This window comes from Chryseobacterium sp. PCH239, assembly GCF_018924625.1.
GTDB classification, from domain to species: Bacteria; Bacteroidota; Bacteroidia; order Flavobacteriales; family Weeksellaceae; genus Chryseobacterium; species Chryseobacterium cucumeris.
This window is the reverse complement of record NZ_CP073027.1, coordinates 448742-472704: the sequence shown is the minus strand read 5'-3', so window position 1 is coordinate 472704 and position 23963 is coordinate 448742. Positions and strand designations below refer to the sequence as shown.

At 35.8% G+C, this 23963-nt stretch carries 24 protein-coding genes and 1 other RNA gene; 5 read left to right on the top strand and 20 right to left on the bottom strand.

Annotated elements, in window-relative coordinates:
• Positions 1 to 14: 14 nt before the first annotated feature.
• Positions 15 to 617, bottom strand: coding sequence for a DUF4199 domain-containing protein (locus KBP46_RS02325; RefSeq protein ID WP_062674918.1), 603 nt, complete (start codon positions 615 to 617; stop codon positions 15 to 17).
• A 130-nt stretch (positions 618 to 747) separates the two neighbouring features.
• Here KBP46_RS02325 and ffs point away from each other — a divergent pair.
• Positions 748 to 845, top strand: an RNA gene (gene ffs, locus KBP46_RS02320) — signal recognition particle sRNA small type.
• A 116-nt stretch (positions 846 to 961) separates the two neighbouring features.
• On the opposite strand, the gene KBP46_RS02315 is transcribed toward ffs, so the two are convergent.
• The 6 genes from KBP46_RS02315 to gyrA form a co-directional block, all read right to left on the bottom strand.
• Positions 962 to 1648, bottom strand: coding sequence for a metal-dependent hydrolase (locus KBP46_RS02315; RefSeq protein WP_047425484.1), 687 nt, complete (start codon positions 1646 to 1648; stop codon positions 962 to 964).
• 118 nt (positions 1649 to 1766) lie between these two features.
• On the bottom strand, positions 1767 to 2213 hold the full coding sequence (locus KBP46_RS02310) for an SRPBCC family protein (protein ID WP_062674922.1): 447 nt from the start codon (positions 2211 to 2213) through the stop codon (positions 1767 to 1769).
• Between the two features lie 16 nt (positions 2214 to 2229).
• Positions 2230 to 3159: a 1,4-dihydroxy-2-naphthoate octaprenyltransferase gene (gene menA / locus KBP46_RS02305; protein WP_062674924.1), complete on the bottom strand. Its 930-nt coding sequence runs from the start codon at positions 3157 to 3159 to the stop codon at positions 2230 to 2232.
• Between the two features lie 79 nt (positions 3160 to 3238).
• On the bottom strand, positions 3239 to 4075 hold the full coding sequence (locus KBP46_RS02300; protein ID WP_034697698.1) for a 1,4-dihydroxy-2-naphthoyl-CoA synthase: 837 nt from the start codon (positions 4073 to 4075) through the stop codon (positions 3239 to 3241).
• 299 nt (positions 4076 to 4374) lie between these two features.
• Complete coding sequence (locus tag KBP46_RS02295) at positions 4375 to 5406, bottom strand: hypothetical protein (RefSeq protein WP_062674927.1); 1032 nt, start codon at positions 5404 to 5406, stop codon at positions 4375 to 4377.
• 29 nt (positions 5407 to 5435) lie between these two features.
• Positions 5436 to 8036: a DNA gyrase subunit A gene (gyrA, locus tag KBP46_RS02290; RefSeq protein WP_062674929.1), complete on the bottom strand. Its 2601-nt coding sequence runs from the start codon at positions 8034 to 8036 to the stop codon at positions 5436 to 5438.
• A 150-nt stretch (positions 8037 to 8186) separates the two neighbouring features.
• Between gyrA and KBP46_RS02285 the strand changes: the two genes are divergently transcribed.
• Positions 8187 to 8501, top strand: a complete 315-nt coding sequence (locus tag KBP46_RS02285) for a DUF4286 family protein (protein ID WP_062674931.1) — start codon at positions 8187 to 8189, stop codon at positions 8499 to 8501.
• A gap of 42 nt (positions 8502 to 8543) precedes the next feature.
• Here KBP46_RS02285 and KBP46_RS02280 read toward each other — a convergent pair whose 3' ends face one another.
• The 4 genes from KBP46_RS02280 to KBP46_RS02265 all read right to left on the bottom strand — a co-directional run bounded on the left by KBP46_RS02280 (position 8544) and on the right by KBP46_RS02265 (position 10272).
• On the bottom strand, positions 8544 to 8765 hold the full coding sequence (locus KBP46_RS02280; RefSeq protein ID WP_034698313.1) for a hypothetical protein: 222 nt from the start codon (positions 8763 to 8765) through the stop codon (positions 8544 to 8546).
• Positions 8766 to 8879: 114 nt separating this feature from the next.
• Complete coding sequence (locus tag KBP46_RS02275) at positions 8880 to 9059, bottom strand: hypothetical protein (RefSeq protein ID WP_062674933.1); 180 nt, start codon at positions 9057 to 9059, stop codon at positions 8880 to 8882.
• 203 nt (positions 9060 to 9262) lie between these two features.
• Positions 9263 to 9754: a GNAT family N-acetyltransferase gene (locus KBP46_RS02270; protein ID WP_120231341.1), complete on the bottom strand. Its 492-nt coding sequence runs from the start codon at positions 9752 to 9754 to the stop codon at positions 9263 to 9265.
• A 5-nt stretch (positions 9755 to 9759) separates the two neighbouring features.
• Positions 9760 to 10272, bottom strand: coding sequence for a DUF421 domain-containing protein (locus KBP46_RS02265; RefSeq protein WP_062674938.1), 513 nt, complete (start codon positions 10270 to 10272; stop codon positions 9760 to 9762).
• A gap of 118 nt (positions 10273 to 10390) precedes the next feature.
• Between KBP46_RS02265 and KBP46_RS02260 the strand changes: the two genes are divergently transcribed.
• A complete protein-coding gene (locus tag KBP46_RS02260) occupies positions 10391 to 10930 on the top strand; it encodes a DUF3828 domain-containing protein (RefSeq protein ID WP_216444513.1) in 540 nt (179 codons plus the stop codon).
• Between the two features lie 37 nt (positions 10931 to 10967).
• Here KBP46_RS02260 and KBP46_RS02255 read toward each other — a convergent pair whose 3' ends face one another.
• From KBP46_RS02255 to KBP46_RS02225, 7 genes are all read right to left on the bottom strand, one after another.
• Positions 10968 to 11102 carry a bacteriocin gene (locus tag KBP46_RS02255; RefSeq protein ID WP_082798797.1) on the bottom strand — a complete coding sequence of 45 codons (135 nt, stop codon included), beginning with the start codon at positions 11100 to 11102 and terminating at the stop codon, positions 10968 to 10970.
• Positions 11103 to 11216: 114 nt separating this feature from the next.
• On the bottom strand, positions 11217 to 11621 hold the full coding sequence (locus KBP46_RS02250; RefSeq protein WP_120231345.1) for a hypothetical protein: 405 nt from the start codon (positions 11619 to 11621) through the stop codon (positions 11217 to 11219).
• 271 nt (positions 11622 to 11892) lie between these two features.
• On the bottom strand, positions 11893 to 14724 hold the full coding sequence (gene uvrA, locus KBP46_RS02245) for an excinuclease ABC subunit UvrA (RefSeq protein WP_216444512.1): 2832 nt from the start codon (positions 14722 to 14724) through the stop codon (positions 11893 to 11895).
• Positions 14725 to 15013: 289 nt separating this feature from the next.
• On the bottom strand, positions 15014 to 15901 hold the full coding sequence (bla, locus tag KBP46_RS02240) for a class A beta-lactamase, subclass A2 (protein ID WP_123279842.1): 888 nt from the start codon (positions 15899 to 15901) through the stop codon (positions 15014 to 15016).
• An 84-nt stretch (positions 15902 to 15985) separates the two neighbouring features.
• The gene (locus KBP46_RS02235) at positions 15986 to 17869 is read right to left on the bottom strand and encodes a type VI secretion system baseplate subunit TssF (RefSeq protein ID WP_062674952.1); all 1884 of its coding nucleotides are present in this window, start codon (positions 17867 to 17869) and stop codon (positions 15986 to 15988) included.
• A gap of 24 nt (positions 17870 to 17893) precedes the next feature.
• On the bottom strand, positions 17894 to 18334 hold the full coding sequence (locus tag KBP46_RS02230; RefSeq protein WP_002979175.1) for a GPW/gp25 family protein: 441 nt from the start codon (positions 18332 to 18334) through the stop codon (positions 17894 to 17896).
• A 157-nt stretch (positions 18335 to 18491) separates the two neighbouring features.
• Positions 18492 to 19904 carry an APC family permease gene (locus KBP46_RS02225; RefSeq protein WP_062674954.1) on the bottom strand — a complete coding sequence of 471 codons (1413 nt, stop codon included), beginning with the start codon at positions 19902 to 19904 and terminating at the stop codon, positions 18492 to 18494.
• A gap of 142 nt (positions 19905 to 20046) precedes the next feature.
• Between KBP46_RS02225 and KBP46_RS02220 the strand changes: the two genes are divergently transcribed.
• Complete coding sequence (locus KBP46_RS02220; protein ID WP_062674957.1) at positions 20047 to 20544, top strand: DUF4920 domain-containing protein; 498 nt, start codon at positions 20047 to 20049, stop codon at positions 20542 to 20544.
• Between the two features lie 203 nt (positions 20545 to 20747).
• Here KBP46_RS02220 and KBP46_RS02215 read toward each other — a convergent pair whose 3' ends face one another.
• Entirely contained in the window at positions 20748 to 21152 is a 405-nt protein-coding gene (locus tag KBP46_RS02215) for a hypothetical protein (protein ID WP_216444511.1), read from the bottom strand.
• A 52-nt stretch (positions 21153 to 21204) separates the two neighbouring features.
• Positions 21205 to 22314 carry a M14 family zinc carboxypeptidase gene (locus KBP46_RS02210; protein WP_216444510.1) on the bottom strand — a complete coding sequence of 370 codons (1110 nt, stop codon included), beginning with the start codon at positions 22312 to 22314 and terminating at the stop codon, positions 21205 to 21207.
• A 968-nt stretch (positions 22315 to 23282) separates the two neighbouring features.
• On the opposite strand from KBP46_RS02210, the gene KBP46_RS02205 reads away from it, so the two are divergent.
• Positions 23283 to 23819 (top strand): helix-turn-helix domain-containing protein, encoded by a 537-nt coding sequence (locus tag KBP46_RS02205; RefSeq protein ID WP_216444509.1) that lies wholly within the window; start codon positions 23283 to 23285, stop codon positions 23817 to 23819.
• Positions 23820 to 23963: the final 144 nt, after the last annotated feature.

The following is a 23963-nucleotide window of genomic DNA, read 5'->3' as shown; positions in this document are numbered from 1 at the left end:
AATTTTAATAAGAATTAGGCTTGATTTGTTTCTTCGGGTTGATGTATCGTTCTTGTTCTGAAAAACGCTCCGAAAAATACCGACAAAACTACGTAAAATATAAGAATTGCCGCAAAATATCCTGAAAAATGACTTGCGGTAAGCATATCTTTTCCCTTAACCGCCTCTGGCGTGAAGCTTTGCAATCTTTCTTTGTATTTCTGATCCAGCTCATCAATATCTTTCTGATGCTTCAGAATTTTTCTTGCTGAAGTATATTCTGTATCCAGTTCTGATTTTTGTCTTTGAACATATTGATAGTTCAACAGGCTTTTAGCTGCAGGATCTACAAAAGTTAAAAAAGCATAAATACTAAAAATAGAAAGAATTCCTCCGATGAACATCGGAACGAATGCTCTTTTAAAAGCATCTTTAAATTTCACCACTCTATGGTTGTTCCAGTAAGATTTTACAGACCAGAAAGCAGCTCCGGCATATAAAAGAGGTAAAACAAAAGCATTGGCTTTCAAAGAGATATCAAAATAATTGATTCCTGAGAAAAAAGTATATACTACAAAAAAAACGATCATTGTAGCGATAAAAAGTATAATTCCTAGTGTTGATGGACTTTTCGTCATATTTAAATTTTTAAAAAAAGTTGAAAATTTTTCCCTCTAAATGTCAGGCGTTTAGCTTTACCACTGCATTTTTTCAACTAATTTTCTTTGATAAAGTTTTGAAGTTTATAAAATATTCCTACCTTTGCAACGGCAAGTCCTAAACAACCAGCTCCTGAGAATCCTCCAGGGTGGGAACGCAGCAAAGGTAATCGGTCGTAGCGGTGTGATTTAGGTAGCTTGCCATTTTTTTTTGATTTAAAGTAAGAAGAGAGGTAATTTGATAATTATCTTTTTTGTTTTTAATACCTTACGCATCATTTTCATTTTTCTAATTTTCAGATTACCTCCGGTTCAGTTATTGATTAAAATTCGAAAGTCTCACCTAATTTTGGTAAAACCAATTCTACATTTTTATCTGCGAAATGCTTTAATGCACTTTCATGATTAATTTCGATGGCAGGAAAAGTATCAAAGTGACATCCGATTACTTTCGGTGTTTTTAATAGCTCTGCTGCTGCAAAAGAAGCTTTTCTAGGGCACATAGTGTAGTGGCTTCCGATCGGAAGGATAGAAAGGTCGATGTTTCCGTATAATCTCGGGAACAGCTCCATATCAGCCATTACTCCTGTATCACCTGCCAGATAGATGTTCTTACCTTCAGGAAGCCTGAAAATATACCCTACAGGAACGCCTCCATAGCTTCCATCCGGGAAAGAACTTGTATGATGAGCCGGAACCATGGAAATTTTAAGATCGTCGATTTTTGCCGATCCTCCTAAGTTCACATCGTCTTTATTTTTTGCTTGCTGGAAGTAACCGCATACTTCTGGAACCCCAATGATGGTAGCTTCCGGATAATGCTGTAACACTTCTGCCACATCAGCAATATGATCACCATGTGCATGGGTCAGCAGGATGTAGTCGATTTTTTGAGCAGCAATATCAAAACCTGATTCTGCTTTTTTGTAGTTGTAAAAAGGGTCACTCAGAATTGTTTTGTCCTTGTAGGTGAACAGGAAACAATTTTGTCCTAAGAATTGTATTTTCATTTTAAATTTAATTTCAATTATTATTAAACACAAATGACTCAAATCATTTCACAAAGAACACCATGAGATTAGTGACATTTGTGAAAGCATTCGTGCCATCTGTGTTTTCTTTAATTTGTTATTTTGATGGGAATTTATCCTCAATCAATCTTAAATTAATCCCATGTTCCAGATAAGCTTTACATCCATCTAAAACTGTCGTAAAACCTCCTGTATTGTCATTAATTACTTTTAGCAGATCTTCACCCGTTTGGCTGAATCCATAGCTTTTAATGATCACTAAGGTTCCTTTTTCCATGGTTTTGAATTCATAATCTACGTTCGTTGAAGGCTCTCCCCACTCTGTTCTGATGAGCTGGTTTGGAATGATCTGAAGAACCTTCACTTCGGATTTCACGCCATACATTTCCCATTCCCAGATAATGGTTTTACCTTCTTCTAATTTTCCGGTGGATTTGGTAAACCAGAAATGAGTGGTTAGTTCCGGATTGATGAATGCTTCAAAAACATCTTCAATCGGTTTTCTGATAAGCATTTGAGCTTCAACATAGACATTAGAACTCATGATATACTATTTTGGATTAGTTAAATAAATTAAGTCCAGCTGCTGTAAGAATAGCCATTACAAAAGTCATGATTCCTACCTGTTTTAAGTACTGGTCTAATTCTTTTGGTTCTTTCACCGACATGATGTTTCTTCTCAGCTTGGCTAATGGGAATAACAGGATCATTACAATAAACACATAGTAGTTTTGCTGCTGTATAAACCCGTTTACTCCTAAAAAGATAAGGATAAGCACCAATGGTAACTGTAACAGGATCATTTCATAGATCATTGCATTTTTGAATCCGATTCTCAATGCAAAGCTATTTTTTCCAGATAATCTGTCACTTTCTATATCTCTCATATTATTCAGGTTAAGAACAGCCATACTCATCATTCCAACCGCTGTTCCGGGTAATAATATATCCCAGCTGAAAGTTTTTGTAAATAAGAAATAGCTTCCACATACAGAAACCAATCCAAAAAAGATAAACACGAAGATATCTCCCAAGCCCATATAACCATATGGTTTTTTACCTACTGTATATCCAATTGCTGCAAGAATACATGCTACTCCCAATCCTATGAAGATATAGAATTCATTCATATAGTTTGGAATGAAGGCTACGTATAGCAAAGCAATAGTGGCAATGAAAGATAATGCTGCGAAAAGGATTACCGCATTCTTCATTTGTTTTGCAGTAATTTTCCCCGATGCGACAGCTCTTGCTTCTGCTTCATTGATTCTTTTAGCGTCGGTTCCTTTTACTCCATCCCCATAATCATTGGCATAATTTGATAAAATCTGGTATAAAAGTGTAACCAAAAGAGCAAGCGCAAGGATTTTCCAGTCCCAGATTCCTCCTTCTCCGTAAAGTCTCCATTTTGCAATGAAAGCCCCCATAATAATCCCGCTTAGAGAAAGCGGTAAAGTTCTTAGCCTTGCGGCTTTTATCCAATCAGTCATATAATTATAATTGATAAGCGATAATTGATAAATGAGACATGATACATGAATCATCATCTATCAATTATCAGTTATATTTTTAGGATATCCATTGATCTTCTCCGAAGTTAGGTTTTCTTTTTTCAAGAAAGGCATTTCTTCCTTCCTGAGCTTCTTCTGTCATATACGCAAGACGGGTTGCTTCTCCTGCGAAAACCTGCTGCCCTACCATCCCATCGTCTGTAAGGTTCATGGCAAATTTCAGCATTCTGATAGAAGTTGGAGATTTAGCCAATATTTCCTGAGCCCATTCATAAGCAGTATCTTCTAATTCTGCATGAGGAACTACTTTATTGACCATTCCCATTTCGAAAGCTTCCTGAGCGGAATAATTTCTTCCTAAAAAGAAAATTTCACGGGCTTTTTTCTGTCCTACCATTTTAGCAAGATAAGCAGAACCGTAGCCACCATCAAAACTGGTAACATCAGCATCTGTCTGCTTAAAAATAGCATGTTCTTCACTTGCTAAAGTAAGGTCACATACTACGTGAAGAGAGTGTCCTCCACCAACTGCCCATCCCGGAACCACCGCGATCACTACTTTCGGCATGAAACGGATCAGACGCTGAACCTCAAGAATATTCAGACGGTGTCTTCCATCTTCTCCTACATATCCCTGATGTCCTCTGGCTTTTTGATCACCTCCACTACAAAATGCCCAGCCACCATCTTTAGGGCTAGGTCCTTCTCCTGAAAGCAATACAACCCCTATGGAAGGATCTTCATAGGCATCATAAAAAGCATCGTATAATTCTGAAGTTGTTTTAGGTCTGAAGGCATTACGTACCTCAGGTCTGTTGAAAGCAATTCTTGCTACTCCGTTAGATTTTTTATAGGTAATATCTTCGTATTCCTTGGCGGTTTTCCACTCGATCATCTTATAAAAATTTTTCTCAAAGATACGGAATTACAGAGAAATTCTCAGGTTGAAATTTAAGGTTCATCAGTATAAAAACCAGAAATTTTGAATGCATGAATTCGGCATGAAGAATTTTCAATAGAAACTACACAGCGGGGTCGAATAAATTAAACCTGTTAGGCTTATAAGTCATAACAGATCTAAAAACTCCTGCAAAAAAAATCACGATAAGAAGCTCAGTCAACACTTTCTGCTTACAATAGAAAAAACCGGAACATTTCTGTTCCGGTTTTCATATCTGTTATTGTAAAAAATGATTACTTTGCAGCTGCGCTTAGCTCAGCTTCTTTAGCTTTCATTTCTTTAACTTTATCCAGGTTTTTAGTTACTACATAGATTTCTTTTAGTGCAGTAACAGCTTCAATATTTTTTGGTGCTACTTTATACCATCCTTCTGCAAATGGCAGTGCTTTAGCAAATCTTTCTCTTCTTGCATCAATTAATTTAGAAGCCTCGTCTGGCTTATCTTTTCTCAATGCATTAATATCTGCCACTACTTTAGAGTCATCACCAATTGTAGTATAAACCAAATTTTGGTAAGCATCAGCAAAATCAGGCTTTAATTCAATTGCTTTCTTGAATGCTTCTAAAGCATCTGCAACTGTTTCAGGTTTTTTGCTCTGCATTACCCCTAAATTAAACCAGCTTACTGCATCATTTGGATTTTTAGCCAATTGTTCTTTCAATCCTGCAACAAATTTTTCAGTGTTTCCTGACTGAAGATATGCTGTAGTTTGAGCTTCTTTAAGCTTAGCATTGTTCGGGAATTTAGCTAATCCCTTATCAATAACTACAAGTGCCTCGTTTGCTTTTTTAGCATTCAGAAGTAATGAAACTAAGGTTTCATACAAATCAGTCTCTATACTCTTAGATTGTTCAGTTTTGAAGTCAGTATAGTCTGAATTTTTCTTCATCACCTCCCAAGTTGCTTTATCAAAGTTCACAACCTGGCCACTTTTCTTTTCTTTTGCAGTATATGTAGTTTCTACACCTGTAAATCCTGAATTCACGAGGTCTGTATATATTTTGATAGACTGCTCACTGTTATTAGCTAACGCGTGGCTAAGTCCTGCATAATACATATATATTTTATTGTCCTGACCGCTGGATTTTAATAAGTCATAAACTTCAATAAACTTAGGTGCTGCTGCTGCATAATTTTTTGCATCATACGCAGCCATAGCTGCTTTATTGGCTTCCTGAAGCTTTGCATTCAGGGCATTTGCATCTTTCTGTGCGAAAACAAAAGCAGACGCCACGATAGCCATTCCTAAAATTAGTTTCTTCATAATAACTATTCTATATTTAATTGTACAATTTATTCTTCAGAATCAGAATTCTCATTCTCCTCTGCCGGGTTTTCATCTCCAGCCTGAGGTGTTACATTGTCATTTTCCTGGTTATCAAATAGCGATCCTACAACTCCTTCTTCTGTTTCTCCAAATTCTTCAGAATCTTCTTCTACATCTTTATCCATTTCTACTTTTGCAATGGCTGCAATTTCGTCATTTTTCTTAAGGTTGATCAGTTTTACTCCCTGAGTATTTCTACCCATTACTCTCATTTCATCCATTCCCATTCTAATCGCAACACCGGATTTGTTGATAATCATCAATCCGTCTTCGTCCGTTACATTTTGAATAGCGATAAGGTTTCCTGTTTTTTCAGTAATGTTAAGCGTAATAACTCCTTTTCCTCCTCTGTTGGTAATTCGGTAGTCTTCTACTGCAGTTCTCTTTCCGTATCCTTTCTCAGATACTACAAGTACTGTTTCGTTCTCTACATCGTTCACAACAATCATACCAATAGCTTCGTCACCATCTTCAAGCAAGATACCTCTTACTCCGATAGACCCTCTACCTACTTCTCTTACTTTCTCCTCAGGGAAACGGATACATTTACCATTCTTAGTAGCAATCATAATCTGAGATGTTCCATTGGTAAGATAAGCTCCTAATAACTGGTCATTATCTCTGATCTCGATAGCATTTACTCCATTTACTCTTGGTCTTGAATACGCTTCCAATGATGTTTTCTTGATTGTACCGTTTTTGGTTACCATCACAACACTCATTTGATTTACATATTCAGAATCCTTAAGGTTGTTCGTTCTGATATAGGCTTTAATCTTATCATCCGGTTCAATGTTGATAAGGTTTTGTACAGCTCTTCCTTTTGCTGTTTTGGAACCTTCAGGAATTTCAAATACTCTTAGCCAATAACATCTTCCTTTTTCTGTAAAGAATAACATGTACTGGTGGTTAGTTGCAGAAACAATATACTCAAGGAAGTCAGAATCTCTTGTCGTTGCTGCTTTATTACCTACACCACCTCTACTTTGAATTTTATATTCTGAAAGCGAAGTTCTCTTGATGTATCCTGCATGAGAGATCGTAAGAACTACAGATTCATTCGGGATAATATCTTCGATAGACATTTCTCCTCCCGAATAATCAATTTCAGTTCTTCTTTCGTCTCCGTATTTTTCTTTGATTTCGATCAGTTCATCTTTGATGATCTGGAATCTTCTTGGCTCATTAGCTAAGATGTCTTCCAAATTAGCAATTTCTTTCATGATCGCATCGTATTCATCACGGATCTTATCAAGCTCCATTCCTGTAAGACGAGCCAATCTAAGATCCAGAATTGCCTGAGCCTGAATGTCTGAAAGTTCAAATGCCTCAATCAAGCCTTCTTTCGCAGCCTGAGGGTTGGCACTGTGACGGATAATAGAAATTGCTCTGTCTAAAGCATCCTGGGTTCCGATCACTTTCATGAATCCTTCAAGGATATGAGCTCTTTCCTTTGCTTTTTTAAGCTCAAACTGAGTTCTTCTTACGATTACTTCATGTCTGTGCTCTACAAAGTGATGGATGATATCTTTAAGGTTCAGCTGCTCTGGTCTTCCGTGTACCAATGCAATATTGTTTACACTGAAAGATGTCTGAAGTGCTGTATATTTATATAATAGGTTAAGAACGACATTCGGTATTGCATCGTTTTTCAATTCATATACAATACGAAGTCCTTTTCTATCCGACTCATCTCTGATTTCGTGGATTCCCGGGATTTTTTCGTCTTTAACAAGCTCTGCTGTTCTGGCGATCATTTCCGCTTTGTTTACCTGATAAGGGATTTCGGTAACAATAATCGCGTTTCTGTTTCCGATTTCATCAAAGTTCACTTTAGCTCTTAAAACTACTCTACCTCTTCCTGTATGGAAAGCATCTCTTACTCCGTCATATCCATAGATGATACCACCTGTAGGGAAATCCGGTGCAATGATGTGCTGCATCAGTTCGTCAATCGTAATTTCTTTATTATCGATATAAGCACAGATTGCATCTACAGATTCTGAAAGGTTATGAGGCGCCATATTCGTTGCCATACCTACGGCGATACCTGAAGTACCATTTACCAAAAGATTCGGAATTTTAGTAGGCATTACGGTCGGTTCCTGTAAACTGTCGTCGAAGTTATTCTGAAAATCAACTGTTTCTTTGTCCAGGTCTGAAAGAACCTCATCAGAGATTTTTTTCAATCTTGCCTCGGTATAACGCATTGCTGCAGGCGGGTCACCATCCATAGAACCGAAGTTACCCTGTCCGTCTACCTGAGGATAACGTAAGCTCCAATCCTGTGCCATTCTTACCATAGCGTCGTATACAGAGGAATCTCCGTGTGGGTGATATTTACCTAATACATCCCCAACAATTCTCGCAGATTTTAAATATTTTCTGTTAGAAAATACCCCTAATCCATACATACCATAAAGTACTCTTCTATGAACGGGTTTCAAGCCGTCTCTTACATCCGGTAACGCTCTTGAAACGATAACGGACATCGAATAATCGATATAAGACGACTTCATTTCATCAACAATGTTGATAGGAATCAGTCTTTCTCCTTCTTTTTGCATAAACAAATTTTATTGTAATGATATTCAAACTCTTAGCTGTAAGTCTGAAAATTATTTATTTCCAATTTTTATTAACGGGCTAATTTACGAAAAAAATGCCGATTTTTGCTGTAGAATTTATCCAAAAAAATCTTAAAAATTCATAAAAATATGAGCGTATTAAGTATAACTTTCCACTGCACGAAAGATAACCTGGAAGAATGGGAAAATTATATTGATGAAACACTGGTTTTAATGACTGAAAACCTGATGGATGTCAACAAATATATTCTTTCTGAGGTACACAGTGACTTTATCGAGGAAGGCAAAAATTATAATCTCCTGTTAATTTTTGATAATGATGAACTGAGGGAAGATTTTATTAAAAGTGAACTTTTAAATATTTCTGAAAGAATTGAGAAAAAGTTCGGACAGGAAGTGATGGTTTTCAACACTTTCCTTAATCCGAAAAAATCGAGATTATAATAGATCATAAAAAAGCACTGAAAAATTCAGTGCTTTTCTTTTTTATCTGTGATGTCCATGACCGCGGCCTTTGTGATGATGACCACGATCGTCATAAATATACACTTTCTTTACCTGGCCGGGTGCATAGTACCTTGCACTTCCGCCATAATACCTTTTGGCATGCCCGGGTGGCATTCTTCTTCCATGATGCTCATGTACCACGCAAGAGGACAGCATTAAAACAACCACTGCTACCCCAGCAATTTTCAACATACTTTTCATTATTTTCACTTTTTCAATTTCGATAGCGAAATATATCAAGGTTAATGCCAAAAGAAATTGAAATTAAGCTAATATATGTTAAAACTTACTGCTAATTTTTATTTTCTGCACTTCCTAGTAGCCGCTTCTTTTTTTCACCTGCCCAGGAGCATAGTCTTTTGCACTTCCTCCAAACACTTTTTTAGCCTGTCCTGGCGGAACTGTTTTCACCCGGCGTCCATTGTCATGCACCACACATGATGATAACATTAACGCCACGATAAGAACTCCTGTGATTTTAATCAAATTTTTCATTATTTCTATTTTTCAACTTTATTTAATATAACAATGGTAGTGCCAAAGGTTAAAAAAGTTTAAGATTCAAGGATTAAGGCTGAATTTCAATGATTATTGTCAATGGTCAATTTTGCTTCGCAGGTCAATGATGAATTTTGTTATGGGAGAATCATATGCTTACCAAACAAAATCATCAATCATCAATTATAAATTATAGCTTTCTAGACGATTTCACTTCTTTTTTCCATCAGGATAATATCTTTCCACTCTCCGTTGAGTTTTCCGATTTTTTTACGGACGCCTACGATTCTGAAACCGTTTTTCTGATGAAATTTGATAGAAGTTTCATTTTCGGAGAAGATATTGGTCTGTAATGTCCAGAATCCGTGATCCTCGCTATCCAAAATCAATTTTTTAAGCAATACGGAACCCAATCCCTTTCCCTGATATTCGTTATCAAAATAAATGCTTACCTCTGCAACTCCTTTATAGCATTCTCTTTTGCTGACCGGTTTTAAGGCACACCATCCCACAACTTCATTATTTTCATTTTCCAGTACCCAGCGGCAGTCGTTAAAATAGCCCATGCTCCAGGCTTCAGCAGTTGGAACTTCTGTTTCAAAAGTGGAAATCCCACCGTCTATTCCCTGGCGGAAAATTTCAAGAACCCTGGCTTCATCAGTGGGAAGCATTTCTCTTAATTCGTAATTCATCGTATTTAATGGTATTTTCTTTTAATTTTTCTTTTAATTCTTGAATAGTGTGTCTGCTTGCTTTTTTCATCCTGAGAAACAACACTGATATTTCCATCCACTTCCAGAACGGAAAGCTTTACATTGTTTATGTTTTCAATTCCGTGTTCTCTTATCGCTTCTTCCAATTCGCTTTCTGTAATCTTTACCCGATTCAGGGCTGCCTGATCGGCAATTCCATCCCTGATCAGAATAACCGGCTCATCTTCCATAAAAGTCTGAAAGGAACGGCTGGAAAACATGAGTCTCTTCAGAATGAAATTAGCAACAAACAAAACCAATGCCGCCACGATTCCTCCCTGAAGAGAGGTATCAGGACCTACCATGGCATTCTGAACAGCATTTGAAATTAACAACAATAATACAACATCTCCTGCATTGAGCTGGGAAAGCTGATTTTTGCCGAATAAACGGATAGCAATTACCATGAAAAGGTAAACGCAGAGGGAACGGACAGCAACATTAAGAATTGGATCCACAATTTTTTTTATCTACTCAAATGTATTGATTTTTGTGATTCTTAAGAAATATTTTATAGGCAGATTTTGGTATACATTTTGAGCCTGGAATTCTAATAAATACCACAAAATTATACCAATGAAAAAATTATTTCTCTGTTTAGGAATATTCCTGTTCTTTGTATCCTGCAAAAAGAATGAGTCTCAACCTACTCAGTCTTCAGAAACAGTCATTATTGAAAAAGTTAATGAACTGTATACTCAATACGGTAAATCCAACGAGGCTATTTACAACCAGCCGATTACGGATACTTTATTTTCTCAGGACTTAAAAAAAGTTTTAGACGAGGCCATCAATGCATCAAAGGCTGATATTGAAAAGGTAAAAAAGAGTGATCATCCTGACGAGAAACCATTAATATTCGAAGGGGCTATTTTTTCCAGTCTGTATGAAGGATTTACAGATTATAAAATCAAGTCTGTTAAGATACAGGATAAAACTGCTGAAGCATTGGTGGCCTTCGAATATAATGCGGCTTCCCCCAAAGAAACCTGGATGGACACCGTGCATCTGATCAATACAGAGAAAGGATGGAGAATAGATAATATTACTTTTGATACAATAGGGAATTCTAAAGATCTTAAAGCAAGATTAACAGAGTTTGTTCAGAGTACATAACAATAGAAAAGCCGCTTTTTGTAAGCGGCTTTATTTTTTACGGACATTGAACGATTGGAATATCGCTGCAGATTACTTTATTTGCCCACTCGCAAAACGTACAGTATTTTACAGGCTCTCCTCCGTTCACTGACTTCAACTCTGATTTTGTCAGCTTTTTTAAATTTTTCATATAGTTTTAATTTTATGGTAGCCCAAAATTAAAATCTTATACTATTTTGTTTATTACAACTTAATCTGATAAGTTTTCATTATTCACATATTATTGAATAATATGCTATGAATACTATCTGCTGTGGATCTCTACTGTCACTGGCATTACGTAAGTATAGGCAACCATATTATCAGTTAGTTTTTTGCGATCTACCCTGTAGTCGAGATCACTTAACACGGTTTCAATTTCTTTACTTACGGTTTTACAGTCTCCACTGGAGTGAACGTTTACAATTTTTCCGTTTTTTGCGATATCAAATTTCACCACTGAGTTTACGGTTCCCTGCTTGTAATCAGGATTGGTAAGGTCAAAATTGGCTTCTAATTTATTTCTGATATCGTTAAACGTTTCACTTTTGCTCAGTTGAATTTCCTGAATGGTATTATGATCTGTAGTCTGAGCTTTAGCAGTGTTCAAAACAGCAGCAAATCCGCAAACGAAAAGTGAAGCCATTACTATTTGAATTCTATTTTTCATAACTAACTGGTTTTAAATGTTATACTAACCTATTTTTGTATCTCTTAACCAAAATTATTAAAAATAATTCATATTAATTTTACATTGAGTTAACATTAAGTTAACATTAAAGATTAATTAATTGATTATCAGTTTGATAAATTTTAAAAATAATTGAAAATTTAATATTGGAAAGGTATTTTAAGCATAAAAAAGGCTAAACCTTATGAGTTTAGCCAATTATTATCTCGATTTTCTTGTTTTAAAAATGCTCTATAAATTTTATGAATACTTACTCCAGTTCCCTCTTCAGGAACTTTCCAGTCAAGCTCTTCTTAGACTTTACAATTTCTTCAGGAGTTCCCTGTGCAACGATCTGTCCGCCATGTTTTCCTCCTTCTGGTCCTACGTCAATAATATGGTCTGCTAATTTGATGACGTCCATATTATGTTCGATGATGATGAATGAGTTTCCAAGTTCTACCAATTGGTTGATGGCATCCATCAGGATTTTTACGTCTTCGAAATGAAGTCCTGTAGTTGGTTCATCAAGGATATAAAGGGTATTTCCGGTTTGTCTTTTTGCCAATTCAGTAGCAAGCTTGATACGTTGTGCTTCACCTCCTGAAAGGGTTGTCGACTGCTGTCCAAGGGTAATATACCCTAAACCTACATCCTGTAATGTTTTTACTTTTGCAAAAATCTTAGGAATTGGCTGGAAGAAATCTACCGCTTCATCAATCGTCATATCCAATACGTCAGAGATTGATTTTCCTTTGTAACGAACTTCTAAGGTTTCTCTGTTAAAACGTTTTCCGTTGCAGGTTTCGCAGTGTACGTATACATCCGGAAGGAAATTCATTTCGATCACTTTTAATCCTCCACCCTGACAGGTTTCGCATCTTCCACCTTTTACGTTGAAAGAGAATCTTCCAGGCTTATACCCACGAATTTTGCTTTCTGGCAGCTCTGCAAAAAGGTTTCTGATATCGGTAAACATTCCGGTGTAGGTTGCAGGATTCGAACGTGGCGTTCTTCCGATTGGAGTCTGATCTACATCTACAATTTTATCAATATTTTCTAGCCCTTCAATCTTTTTGTATGGTAACGGTTCTTGAACCGCTCTGTAGAAATGCTTGTTAAGGATCGGATATAATGTTCCGTTAATCAGAGAAGATTTTCCGCTTCCTGAAATTCCGGTTACTACAACCAGTTTTCCAAGAGGAATATCCAGGGTTACGTTTTTAAGATTATTCCCAGTAGCTCCTTTTAAAACAATATTTTTACCACTTCCTGCTCTTCTTTCTTCAGGAATTGCAATTTTTCTTTTTCCATTGATGTATTGAGCCGTGATGGTATCAGCTTTCAAAAGATCTTTTGGTTTTCCCTGCCAAAGAATCTCTCCACCGAATTTTCCTGCTCTCGGACCAATATCCAGCACCTCATCGGCTTCCAGGATCATGTCTTTATCATGTTCTACCACCAATACAGAGTTTCCAATGTCTCTCAGGTTTTTCAGAGAATGGATCAATCTCTCATTATCTCTCTGGTGAAGCCCGATACTTGGTTCATCAAGGATATATAAAACATTCACCAACTGAGATCCGATCTGTGTTGCCAGACGAATTCTCTGCGATTCTCCTCCGGAAAGTGTTTTTGAACTTCTGCTCAAACTTAAATAATCCAATCCTACATCCAGCAAAAACTGAAGCCTGGTTTCAATTTCTTTTAAGATCTCGTGAGCAATGATTTTATTTTTTTCGGAGAATTTATCTTTAACATCAGCCAGCCAGTCTTTTAAATCCGCTAAGCTTAAAGCATTAACCTCAGCAATGTTCTTTCCATCAATTTTAAAACTTAAGCTTGAAGGCTGAAGACGGGTACCATGACATTCAGGGCATATTTCTTCTGTAGTAAAATGTCTTTCCAATAAAACAGCTTCATATGAGTCCCTATCCTCAATAATCTCCTCCATGAAAGCAATCAGACCATCGAAACCAATTTTTATTTTTTTGGTAATTCCGGCGTATTTCAGGTCTTTATTAAACTCTTTATGACATCCGTTATAGATATAATCCAATGCTTCTTCAGGAATATCCTGCAATGGCGTTGTTAATCCTAATCCAAAGATCTCAAGAATGTTTTTGATCTGTGACAGAATCCATTTATTGGACTTGATATCTTCCAACGGCAGTAATCCTCCCTGATTGATAGATAGTTTCGGATTGTCTATAAAGTAATCGGTATTGATCTTTTTAATGGTTCCCAAGCCTTTACAATTCGGGCAGCTTCCTTTTGGAGAGTTGAATGAGAAAGTATTGGGTTCCGGCAGTGCCAGAGAGTGTCCTGTTTCCGCATCCATCAGATTTTTGGAAAAATATTCAATATCTGTACTTCCCAATTTCTGAATTCCGATAATTCCTTCTCCCATTTCCATTGCTGTACGCAATGATTTCTCCATTCTTCCTTCTGAAGCATTCTCACCGATGATCCAACGGTCGATAACGATATCGATGTCGTGGGTTTTATAACGGTCAAGTTTTAAATCATATTCAATATCCTGCAGTTCACCATCAATTCTTGCCTGCCCGTAACCTTTTTTGGCCATCTGAACAAAGAGCTCATGATAATGTCCTTTTCTGGAACGTACCACTGGCGCCAAAAGCATGATTTTCTCTTTTTTATAATTTTCTTTGATGGTTTCAAGGATCTGATCTTCGGTATAGCTTACCAACTTCTGCCCTGTAGACAAAGAGTACGCATCTGAAACTCTTGCATACAAAAGACGTAGAAAGTCATACAGTTCAGTAACCGTTCCGACAGTAGAACGCGGATTTTTATTGGTTGTTTTCTGCTCGATAGCGATAACCGGAGAAAGTCCTTCAATTTTATCTACATCCGGACGCTCCAATCCACCTAAAAACTGACGGGCATAGGCAGAGAATGTTTCGATATAACGACGCTGGCCTTCTGCAAAAATAGTATCGAAAGCCAATGACGATTTTCCACTTCCGGAAAGGCCGGTAATCACGACCAATTCGTTGCGTGGAATTTTTACATTAATATTTTTCAGGTTGTGTTCACGTGCTCCGTAAACTTCTATATATTCTGTTGATTTGCTCATAATTTGGAGTGACTTTGCCTGAAAATCACAACGTGCAAAAATACGAAATTTTATAGACTTTTTTTGAATATAAATGGGATAAAAGTTTCATAAAAAATTCTTAGGTTTTGTTAAGACACTGAACCCGATGTTATTGAATTTTTCCGGAATGATTTTATATTTTTCAGATCATTATCTTTGGGCTGAAGCCAATGGAAGCTCATTTATTAAAAAACGGGCTAAAGCCCGTTCCTATTGATATGATAAAATATATTGAGATTAAAAAAGGTATAATCATAATTACAAATTTTCATTTGCACGTATAGTATTCCCAGACAGCGTGACTGATATCGGAGATGATTTTTTCCGTATCTGCCATTTCTTCTTTAATATTTTTAAGATAAATGGATAAAATCACATGTTTTCCATTTGGAAGTTTTATAATTCCTACATCATTCATTGCAGCGCGTAGATTATTTTCATTTCTTCCGGAAATTCCTGTTCGGTGGGCCAATTCTGTACCTACAGGCAATCCCGCTTTCATCCAGTTAAGCCCTCTTGAAGTTTCTACCATCACCTGATACAGGTATTTTGTAGTTTCTTTTTTCAACACTTTTCCTTTATAGAATTTTTCTAAAAGTTCTGTGGTTGCCAAAGGCGTTGTTGTATTCAGATAACATTTTTCAAACGAGGACATTTCCTTCTCATTTACTTTTATGGTAAAATCTTTAATCCCCTGCTGATTAATAAATTTCTGTACTGTCTCCGTTCCGCCAATGATGTTCAATAAAATGTCACAACCATTATTATCACTGTGGGAAACGGTATATCTTAATAACTGATCTAAGGTAAGATACATATTCCCCTGAGGATATTCTTCCCGGATCGGACTCCAGGTTTCTGGTAGCAGATCTTCTTTTTTGATGAAAAACTTTTGATCCAGTTTTAATATACCTTCGTCAACCCGGTTTAAAACAGCTAAGGCAATGTGAAATTTGAAAACACTCAACATTGGAGTTTCTTTATTTCCGTTGATGCTCAGTGTATCTTTATCTTCTATTCCTTTTAAAGATATTCCAACAGTTGCATTTTTTGTAGAGATTATCTGATTAATTTTATTTTTCAGATCTTTAATAGTCTGGCTTTTTAAATGAGCACCAAAGAGGAGGAGAAGTATTAAAAGTGATATTTTTTTCATTGAATTCTGATCTTATTCTGAACATTACATTAAAAATGCCGTAGCGGGTACGGCATTTATTTTTTTAACTTATTTTTATAAGAACTACATATCCTGGAAATCAACATCTTCATTGGTAATCCTTACGATATATTCGATTCCATCAATGGCTTTGGCAATAATCTGATTTCTTATAATATTGGCCATATTTTCCCAATAGGCTCTTCCGTAGAAAGAATAGTTCTGCGGAATGATTTCTACCTCAACAGTTCTTACAAAACCTTCTTTTGGTTTGTTGCTGATCATCGTTCCTCTTCTTACCCTTACTTCTCTTACTTCATCTTTCAGAATCATACGGCAATAGTTTTTAACGTCTTCCAAAGAAATGATCTTATCTCTGGTTGTCAGGGCATATTTATACGCCTGAATACTATCCGTTCCTTTTTGTTCCTCAGCTCCACCTAACGTTTCGGTAAGCAGTACCACAGTCTGGGATTTCAACTGGTTGGAAAGTTCAGTTCCCGGACGCATATGATTGGCCAGCGTACAGTGTGTTACCCAAAAAGAAGCGTAGGTATGATCGGTTTTTTCCACCGGTTCCATGATTACGTAATTCAGCTCCTGTCTGATATTCCTTTTGGCATTATTTACTTTCTGCACCATGGATTTCATTTTGTCAGACATTTCACTTAAGACTCCTTTTACATTATCTCTGTTCAAAAGGGAAAATGCAGCAATTTCATCTCTTGTCAGTTCCAGAACATTGGCAATCATATCTACTGCATTTCGGCTGGTAAAACGCTCCATTCCTCCTTTTCTTACGGTATACAACCCTTTTTTAAGATCATCGGCCGGGGTGAAAGGAATTTCGGTATATCTTCTGCCGTCACCATCCTGTACCTCATCCACATAAAGAAAATGCTCGCCTTCGTCTGTTACCAAAGGAATATTATTTCCCATGATATCAAGGCTGTATTCTGTTTTTTTCCAACCTCTGTTGTAGATAGGAAAAGCATTCAGTACAAATGAGAAATTATCCAGGATTTCTGCTGAAAACTGTGGTGGAAACTCAAACGTAAGCCACAGATAACTTTTATTATCCAGAAATTTAGTAATTTCTTCTTTTCCAGTCAGGAAATCAAGGTTCTGTGGAAGCTGTCCCGGTTCTGAGAACAGACTTTGAGAGATTCCTGTTACTTCAATAAATTTATGGCGATAGATACTTTTAATATCTTCAATCACCTTATTTCTGATGGATTGTTCTTTGAACATCTGCTCGTAACCATCATTCTGACTTTCTGTAAGATAGCTCAATCCTTCTCTTACAAACAGAGGATTCCCATTACTTGAAACTGTAATATACGGTAATAATTTGTATACGAAATCAAGGTGCTCGAAAGCAGGATTGGAGCAGAATATGCTCAGGTATTTGGGAAAGTTTTCACTTACATATTTGCTTACATCTACCCCTATTGTGATTTTTCTGTAATCTTCAGGTCTTCCCTGAAATCTTGCAATAGGAATTTTGTTGAATCTGTCATCGATGCTGTAGCAGGTATTTCCTACAAACATGATTGAAGTGTGAACTTTATTGATTCTTACATTTCCTACAGGAGTAAAAGGAATGTTCAGCTGCTTGTCTGATTCTGATTTTACCGTGGAAGTCATCTGTTTACGGAAAAAGAATTCCGTGTGCTCCAATAAAATTTCAGAAGACTCATAAGGCTGCGTAAAAGCTACAGAATGAGCCGGAATAGGATGTGTATAAATGGACGGTGTAAGCAGTTTTGCCAGTTTTTCCAATATACGGGCATTCACCGTCTGTATTTCATTATTCGCTTTGAAGACCTCTGTACTGAATGCGTCTATCAGCAGTTTTACAAAAGGATCTAAAGACTGCGGGCTTCTTAGTCCCCATACTTTAGTTGCATTCTGCAGCATTCTTGCTTTTACAGATTCTTTGGAATAAATATTCTGATCTAAATTCATAATTTTCTTTCGCTATTAAAAATATTAATCAATAGACATCGGGCTTAGAAACAATTCTGTGGAAAAACTAAAACGTTCTCCTGTTTCTTCCATTTTTGCATTGATGGCAATTCTTACTTTCTTTTTAATTTCGGTGTGTTCTTTAGTATCGTAGCTGTGCTCTACAAATTGTATGTGAGCATCAATCTGCGGGTTCACGATTCTTGGTTCATATTCCTGAATCTGTCTTCTTAAGCTTTTGATAAAAACGCTTTCCCAGATGGCACTTGTAACTCCATTATCGAATTCAAGGTTCCAGACATCGTTTCCATAGTTTTCATCATATCTGTTCTCCCCTTTTTTGGTGGTGATCAGCAGCATAATATTGTGGGCAATACTTTCCCCCATATCGCAGGTATCGATACTTCCGCCTTCGGTCATTAAAGTAGACGGTACGAAAGGCATTCTGTAATTTGGTGTATCCATAACTTATTGTTTTTACTTCATGGTCCTGTTCTAAAAACGAAATACCAAAATACGCATTTTCGGCAAATAATAATGACAATACTTTAAATATTATTCAAAAACAAGGGCATTCAAACTGAATTGAAAGCCCCATGAATCTGTTATATTATTTTTTATATTAATTATCCACCTTTTTTCGATTGATAAAATAGTACACAGGAAGTCCCAGCAATACCAAAACAAAACCAGGCCATGTATATTGCTGCTTATAAATAAGCAACAGGATACAGAAACAAGTTCCGATGACAAGGTAAATAACAGGGGTTACAGGATACAGCCATGTCTTATAAGGTCTTTCCAGTTCCGGCTGTTTCATTCTTAAATAAATAACCCCAAAAACTGTAATCATGTAAAACAGAACGATCACGAAAGAAATCATATCCAATAAATTTCCGTACTGCCCGCTCAGACATAGAATTGATGCCCAGATTCCCTGCATCCATAAGGCATTTTCAGGAACTTCATTTTTATTATTTTTTTCTGCCGATTTAAAGAACATTCCGTCTTTTGCCATCGTCTGGAAAACTCTTGCTCCCGCCAGAATCAATCCGTTATTACATCCAAATGTAGAAATCATAACTAATAAAGCAATGATGATCGTTCCTGCACTTCCGAAAATATTCTGGGATGCCGCTACCGCTACTCTGTCATTGGCAGCAAATGCAATTCCATCTCTGTCCAGAGCATTTAAGTAGACATAGTTCACCGCGATGTAAAGGATCATTACAGCAGAAGTACCATAAATCATTGATTTTACTACATTCTTTTTAGGGTTTTCAATTTCTCCGGAAACAAATGTTACACTTTCCCACGCAACGGAACTGAAAACAGATCCTACCATGGCAGCAGCAATTCCTCCTAAAAGAGTCATTCCTCCAATCGGTTCCCAGCCTTCTTTAAGGAAATTTCCGCTCAAATCTTTTTTAAGGTTATTAAAAGAATCTGTTCCCCAGCTGAAGTTTTCTGCTAAATGAGAAATGTCTACCAATATAAAACCGGCGGCAATCAGTCCCAGTAATGCAATAATTTTGGAACCGGTAAAGATATTCTGAAGAATTTTTCCGCTCTCTACTCCTCTGGTGTTGATATACGTAAGCAACAGAATCACAGCAATTGCCAGAATCTGTATCCAGGTAATTTTAAATTCACCACTCTGGAAAATAGGGGCAGCATCGTTTAATGAAGGAATCAAATACGCTGTAAATTTACCAAAAGCCATTGCTACGGCTGCAATTGTTCCGGTTTGTATTACGGTAAACAATCCCCATCCGTAAAGGAATCCCATTCTTTTACCAAAGATTTCTTTCAGGTAAGTATATTGCCCTCCGGCTTTCGGAAACAGTGCGGACAGTTCTCCATAACTTATGGCTGCGGCTACTGTCATTATTCCTGTGATCACCCACACCACAATGAGCCAATATCCTGATCCCAGGTTTCGCATCATATCAGCACTTACAATAAAGATCCCGCTTCCGATCATAGATCCCATCACAAGCATGATGGCATCCCATAGTTTCAGTTTTTTTTGCATAGTCAAGTATAGGAGTCAAATATAATCAAATCTGTCTTTGATTTTCAATTTTGTTGAAAATTCATCAAAACACCTGTTTTTTGTCATTTTTTATTCCTTTATGATTCAATTTTAATTAGTATTTTTGAAAAAAATATTAAACATGAAATTTAAAGTTTTATTATTTGCTGCCGCTTTTACAGGCTCTTCATTAGCATTTGCTCAATCCGGACCACCAGAAGGGAAAGCTTTGGTAGGTGATACTTATGGAAGCCAGGTAACTTCATCTGCTGTATCCAAAGCGATCAGCGTAGATAAATTGAATAAGCAGCTTAAAAAAGACAACAAAAAAGTTGAGAATGTATCTATTAAAGGAAAAGTAACTGACGTATGTGACAAAAAAGGTTGCTGGCTTACAATCCAGACAGAAGATAATTCTAAGTTTTTTGTAAAAATGAAAGACTATGCTTTCTTCGTACCTACAGCTTTAAAAGGAAAAAATGTAGTATTGGATGGTAATGCAGAAAGAAAAGTAATTTCTGTAAATGAGCAGAAACATTATGCAGAAGATGCTAAACAGCCACAGTCTGAAATTGATGCTATTACTCAACCTAAAGAAGAGATCAGATTTGTGGCGAATGGAATTAAAGTGGTTAAGTAAGCTTAATTATTGAATAAAATCTATAAAATTAGATTTTGGCTAAAACCGGATGAATATTTTTTAACATTCTATAGGATAAAGCCCATTTCTATTGAATATAAATTTTATTTACTAGTCAAATTCTGAAATCAGATATAAAAATACAAATTCGGCAGGCCTAAAGGCCTGCCGAATTTTTTATAAGATGATATTAACTGATCTTATTATTTACTCAGTTTCTTTTCTTTTTCTAACATTACCGGATAAACAGGTAGAAAATCATACGATGGATAAAACTCTGTCTTGAATCCACCCCAAGCTCCGCTTTCAAAAACCTGATTCACTTCTCTTGTGTATTCAGGTTTAAATCTTAAAGTAATAATCTGTCCTATTCCCATCACAACATTCCAGGATACAATACGGGTGTGACTTTTATTGAGCTTCTGATAAAATTTTTGCTTCATCACTCTTGTCTGGATTGAGTCCACAGGATTTTCCTGCATGTGGCGGAGGATTACGGTCACCATTACACTATCATTTGCTTTATAGGGAATGGCAGATTGATTTTGTGCCATCAAAGGCAATCCCATACTTATCAATAAAATTAAGGTCAGAAAATTTTTCATCATAATAATCCTTATTAATTAATTTAGTAACGGAGATTATCTTTATACCATTGTTTTAATCTTCAATTTTAAATTCTACCACAGCATCCAGTTTAGGATATTTAGTTGCAGAAATAAATTTCTTTCCGGTACAGTCTATTTCCAGCCAGCCCTTCTTTTGTTTTACATCACCTGCTTCCATTACAAAAGGAATAAAAGAAATTTCATTCTTTCCTTCTTCTTTGATCTCCCTGTACTGAACGGCAATATCCAAAATACATTCATGCTCTGTATTCAGCTTTACATTTCTGTAAATAACATCATAATGCGTTTCCTGGTTCTCGGGAATTTCAAGGTAAGTTTCCCAGCCTGTAGTATCAGAGTTCAGTTCACTGATTGCTTTTAATGCATAATAAAGAGCAATTGTATAGTATTTTCTTGTTCCTGTCCGGGTATAATCTTCAACAAAGTGCCCGCCTTCAAATAAGATGGTTGGCATTCCTGCTTTGATAAAGTTATCTCCGGTAGAAGTCGGATAAAATTCATCAGAATATCTTCCGATCTGGTTGGGAATCATTTCTTTTAAATGATTGTATACACTTCCGATAACTGCCATGCATTTTTTCCTGTTTTCAGTAACCGTACGTTCTACGTTTTCAGAAGGTGCTAAAAAGGAAAGTGTAGCAGGATGGATACCATCAGTAGTAAAAATGGTTCTCTGCTCATGAAGGTTTAAAGCATAATCGTATTTTTTGGAAGCAGCTGCTTTCTTCAGGAATTTAATCTCTTTACTTGCTTCATTATGAAAATCTCTGTTCAGATCAATATCGGCTGCATTTAATCTGGTCCATCTTTCAGATCCGTCTGGATTCAGCATGAATATAAAATCAAGTTTTATTTTACTGAACAAATCTTCTTTCATTTCGGGAGCTTTATCAAGACTTATCAAAAGGTCAAGCATAGCATGGGTTGCATTGGATTCATTTCCGTGCATTTGTGACCAGGCCAATACCTGAATGTTTCCGGTTCCGATGCTTAACTGATAAATAGGTTTATCTAAATAGGATGTTCCGATCTCCTGAATATAATCGCTGAGATTGTCCTGTAGATAAGAAAATAATTTTTCAGGGGAAATATAGCGATTTGAGAAATCGGGGGTTTGTGAATAGATCTGTTCAAAATTCATTGTAGGAATAGTTTACAAGAATCAAATTTAGCCATTTTTAGTCAAAAACTTAAATTAACATTTGTAAATACTAGTAAAATTTACAAATTTACATTTGCCATCTGGTTTTAAAATTGTTTACAAGGTTTAAATTAGACATTTTTTGAGTTATGAATACAGGTTAACAATTGTAACCTTATTAAACAACAGCGAAAGACAAATTGTCTGTGGATAAAATTGTGGATTGCGAATAATTTAATTCAATATATTTAAAATATTAAAAATCAGTTACTTATAAAATCCATCTCAATTGTTTTTATAACATCACTTTAAGTGGTTAAAAGGCTTTAATTCATCATTTAAGAGTTATTTTATTAAACATTTAAATTGTGGATAACCTTGTTGTTTATCATTGTATACATATGTAAAATAAGTAAACAATCAAACAGATTTCTGAAAATGACTCAAATAACACTTTTTTTAAGAGCTTTACTCTTTAGTAAAATTTGTTGTTTAACAGGACTATTGTTTTTCTTTCAACTTCGCCTAATATAAACTTAAAATAGTATGTTTACATCAGTAATTTACTAATGTAATTCTACCAAAAGTACTTTTATATGCTTTATAAATGGTATTTATCTATAATTCTGTTTCCGGAAATGATTTAAGTAGTTTAATAATGTATATTCTATTTTTAAGGATATTTAATAGACAAAATAACTCCGTCAATGGATTAAAATTACATTTTTAAACCATTACTTTGGAAGAATATCAGTCTTTTAATAGATATAAATAACCTGTTGAGCGTTGTAACAATAGATTGGATAATAAGTAAATACATTTGTAATTTATGCATAATTATCTGATTTTAAAATAATTAAAAGCATGTTACAAATGTATACAAAAGAAATTTTATTTTATTTACATTTGTATTTTGCATTTGTAAATTTTATATGTTACATTTGTAAAATAATTAATAGCTTATTTTTATGAGTTTAAATGAAAGAATTTCCAAAATTATAGAGTATTCTCGTCTTACTCCTTCTGAGTTTGCAGATGAGATTGATGTACAGCGTTCGTCTATTTCTCATATCACATCAGGAAGAAACAAACCGTCTCTTGAATTTATCATAAAAATAAAATCCCGTTTCCCGGAACTTCTTTGGGACTGGCTTGTTACCGGTGAAGGTGAGATGCTGAAATCTCAACTTCCCGAATCAGAAACTAGCGAAGGAAATACTGAAGAGGAAAAAATAAAAACAACTCCACTACCCGACCTTTTCACCATGATGAATGACGATGATGAATTTGGAAGTGATGAAACGGAAGCAGAAACTCCAGCGTCAAGTCCTGGAGAATCGTTTATACCAGCCCAGGATAAAGCTCCGGAAAAAATATCGGATTCTCAGCGATTAGAAAATTCCGACAATCATATTTTAGGTCAACTATTTGGTAATCAGCAAAGTAAAATAAAACGTATCGTTCTCTTCTACGAAAACGGAAAATTCGAAAGTTTTGAGCCTTAAAAAACCTGATCAAAGAAGATGATCAGGTTAAAAAATATTTGAAGAAGAAAACTAAAGCTATTGCTTTATTTTATTTTAAAATTTTTACAGGATACAGTTGATAGGGTTTTTCTTTTTATGATCATCTGTTCCTATAATTATAGT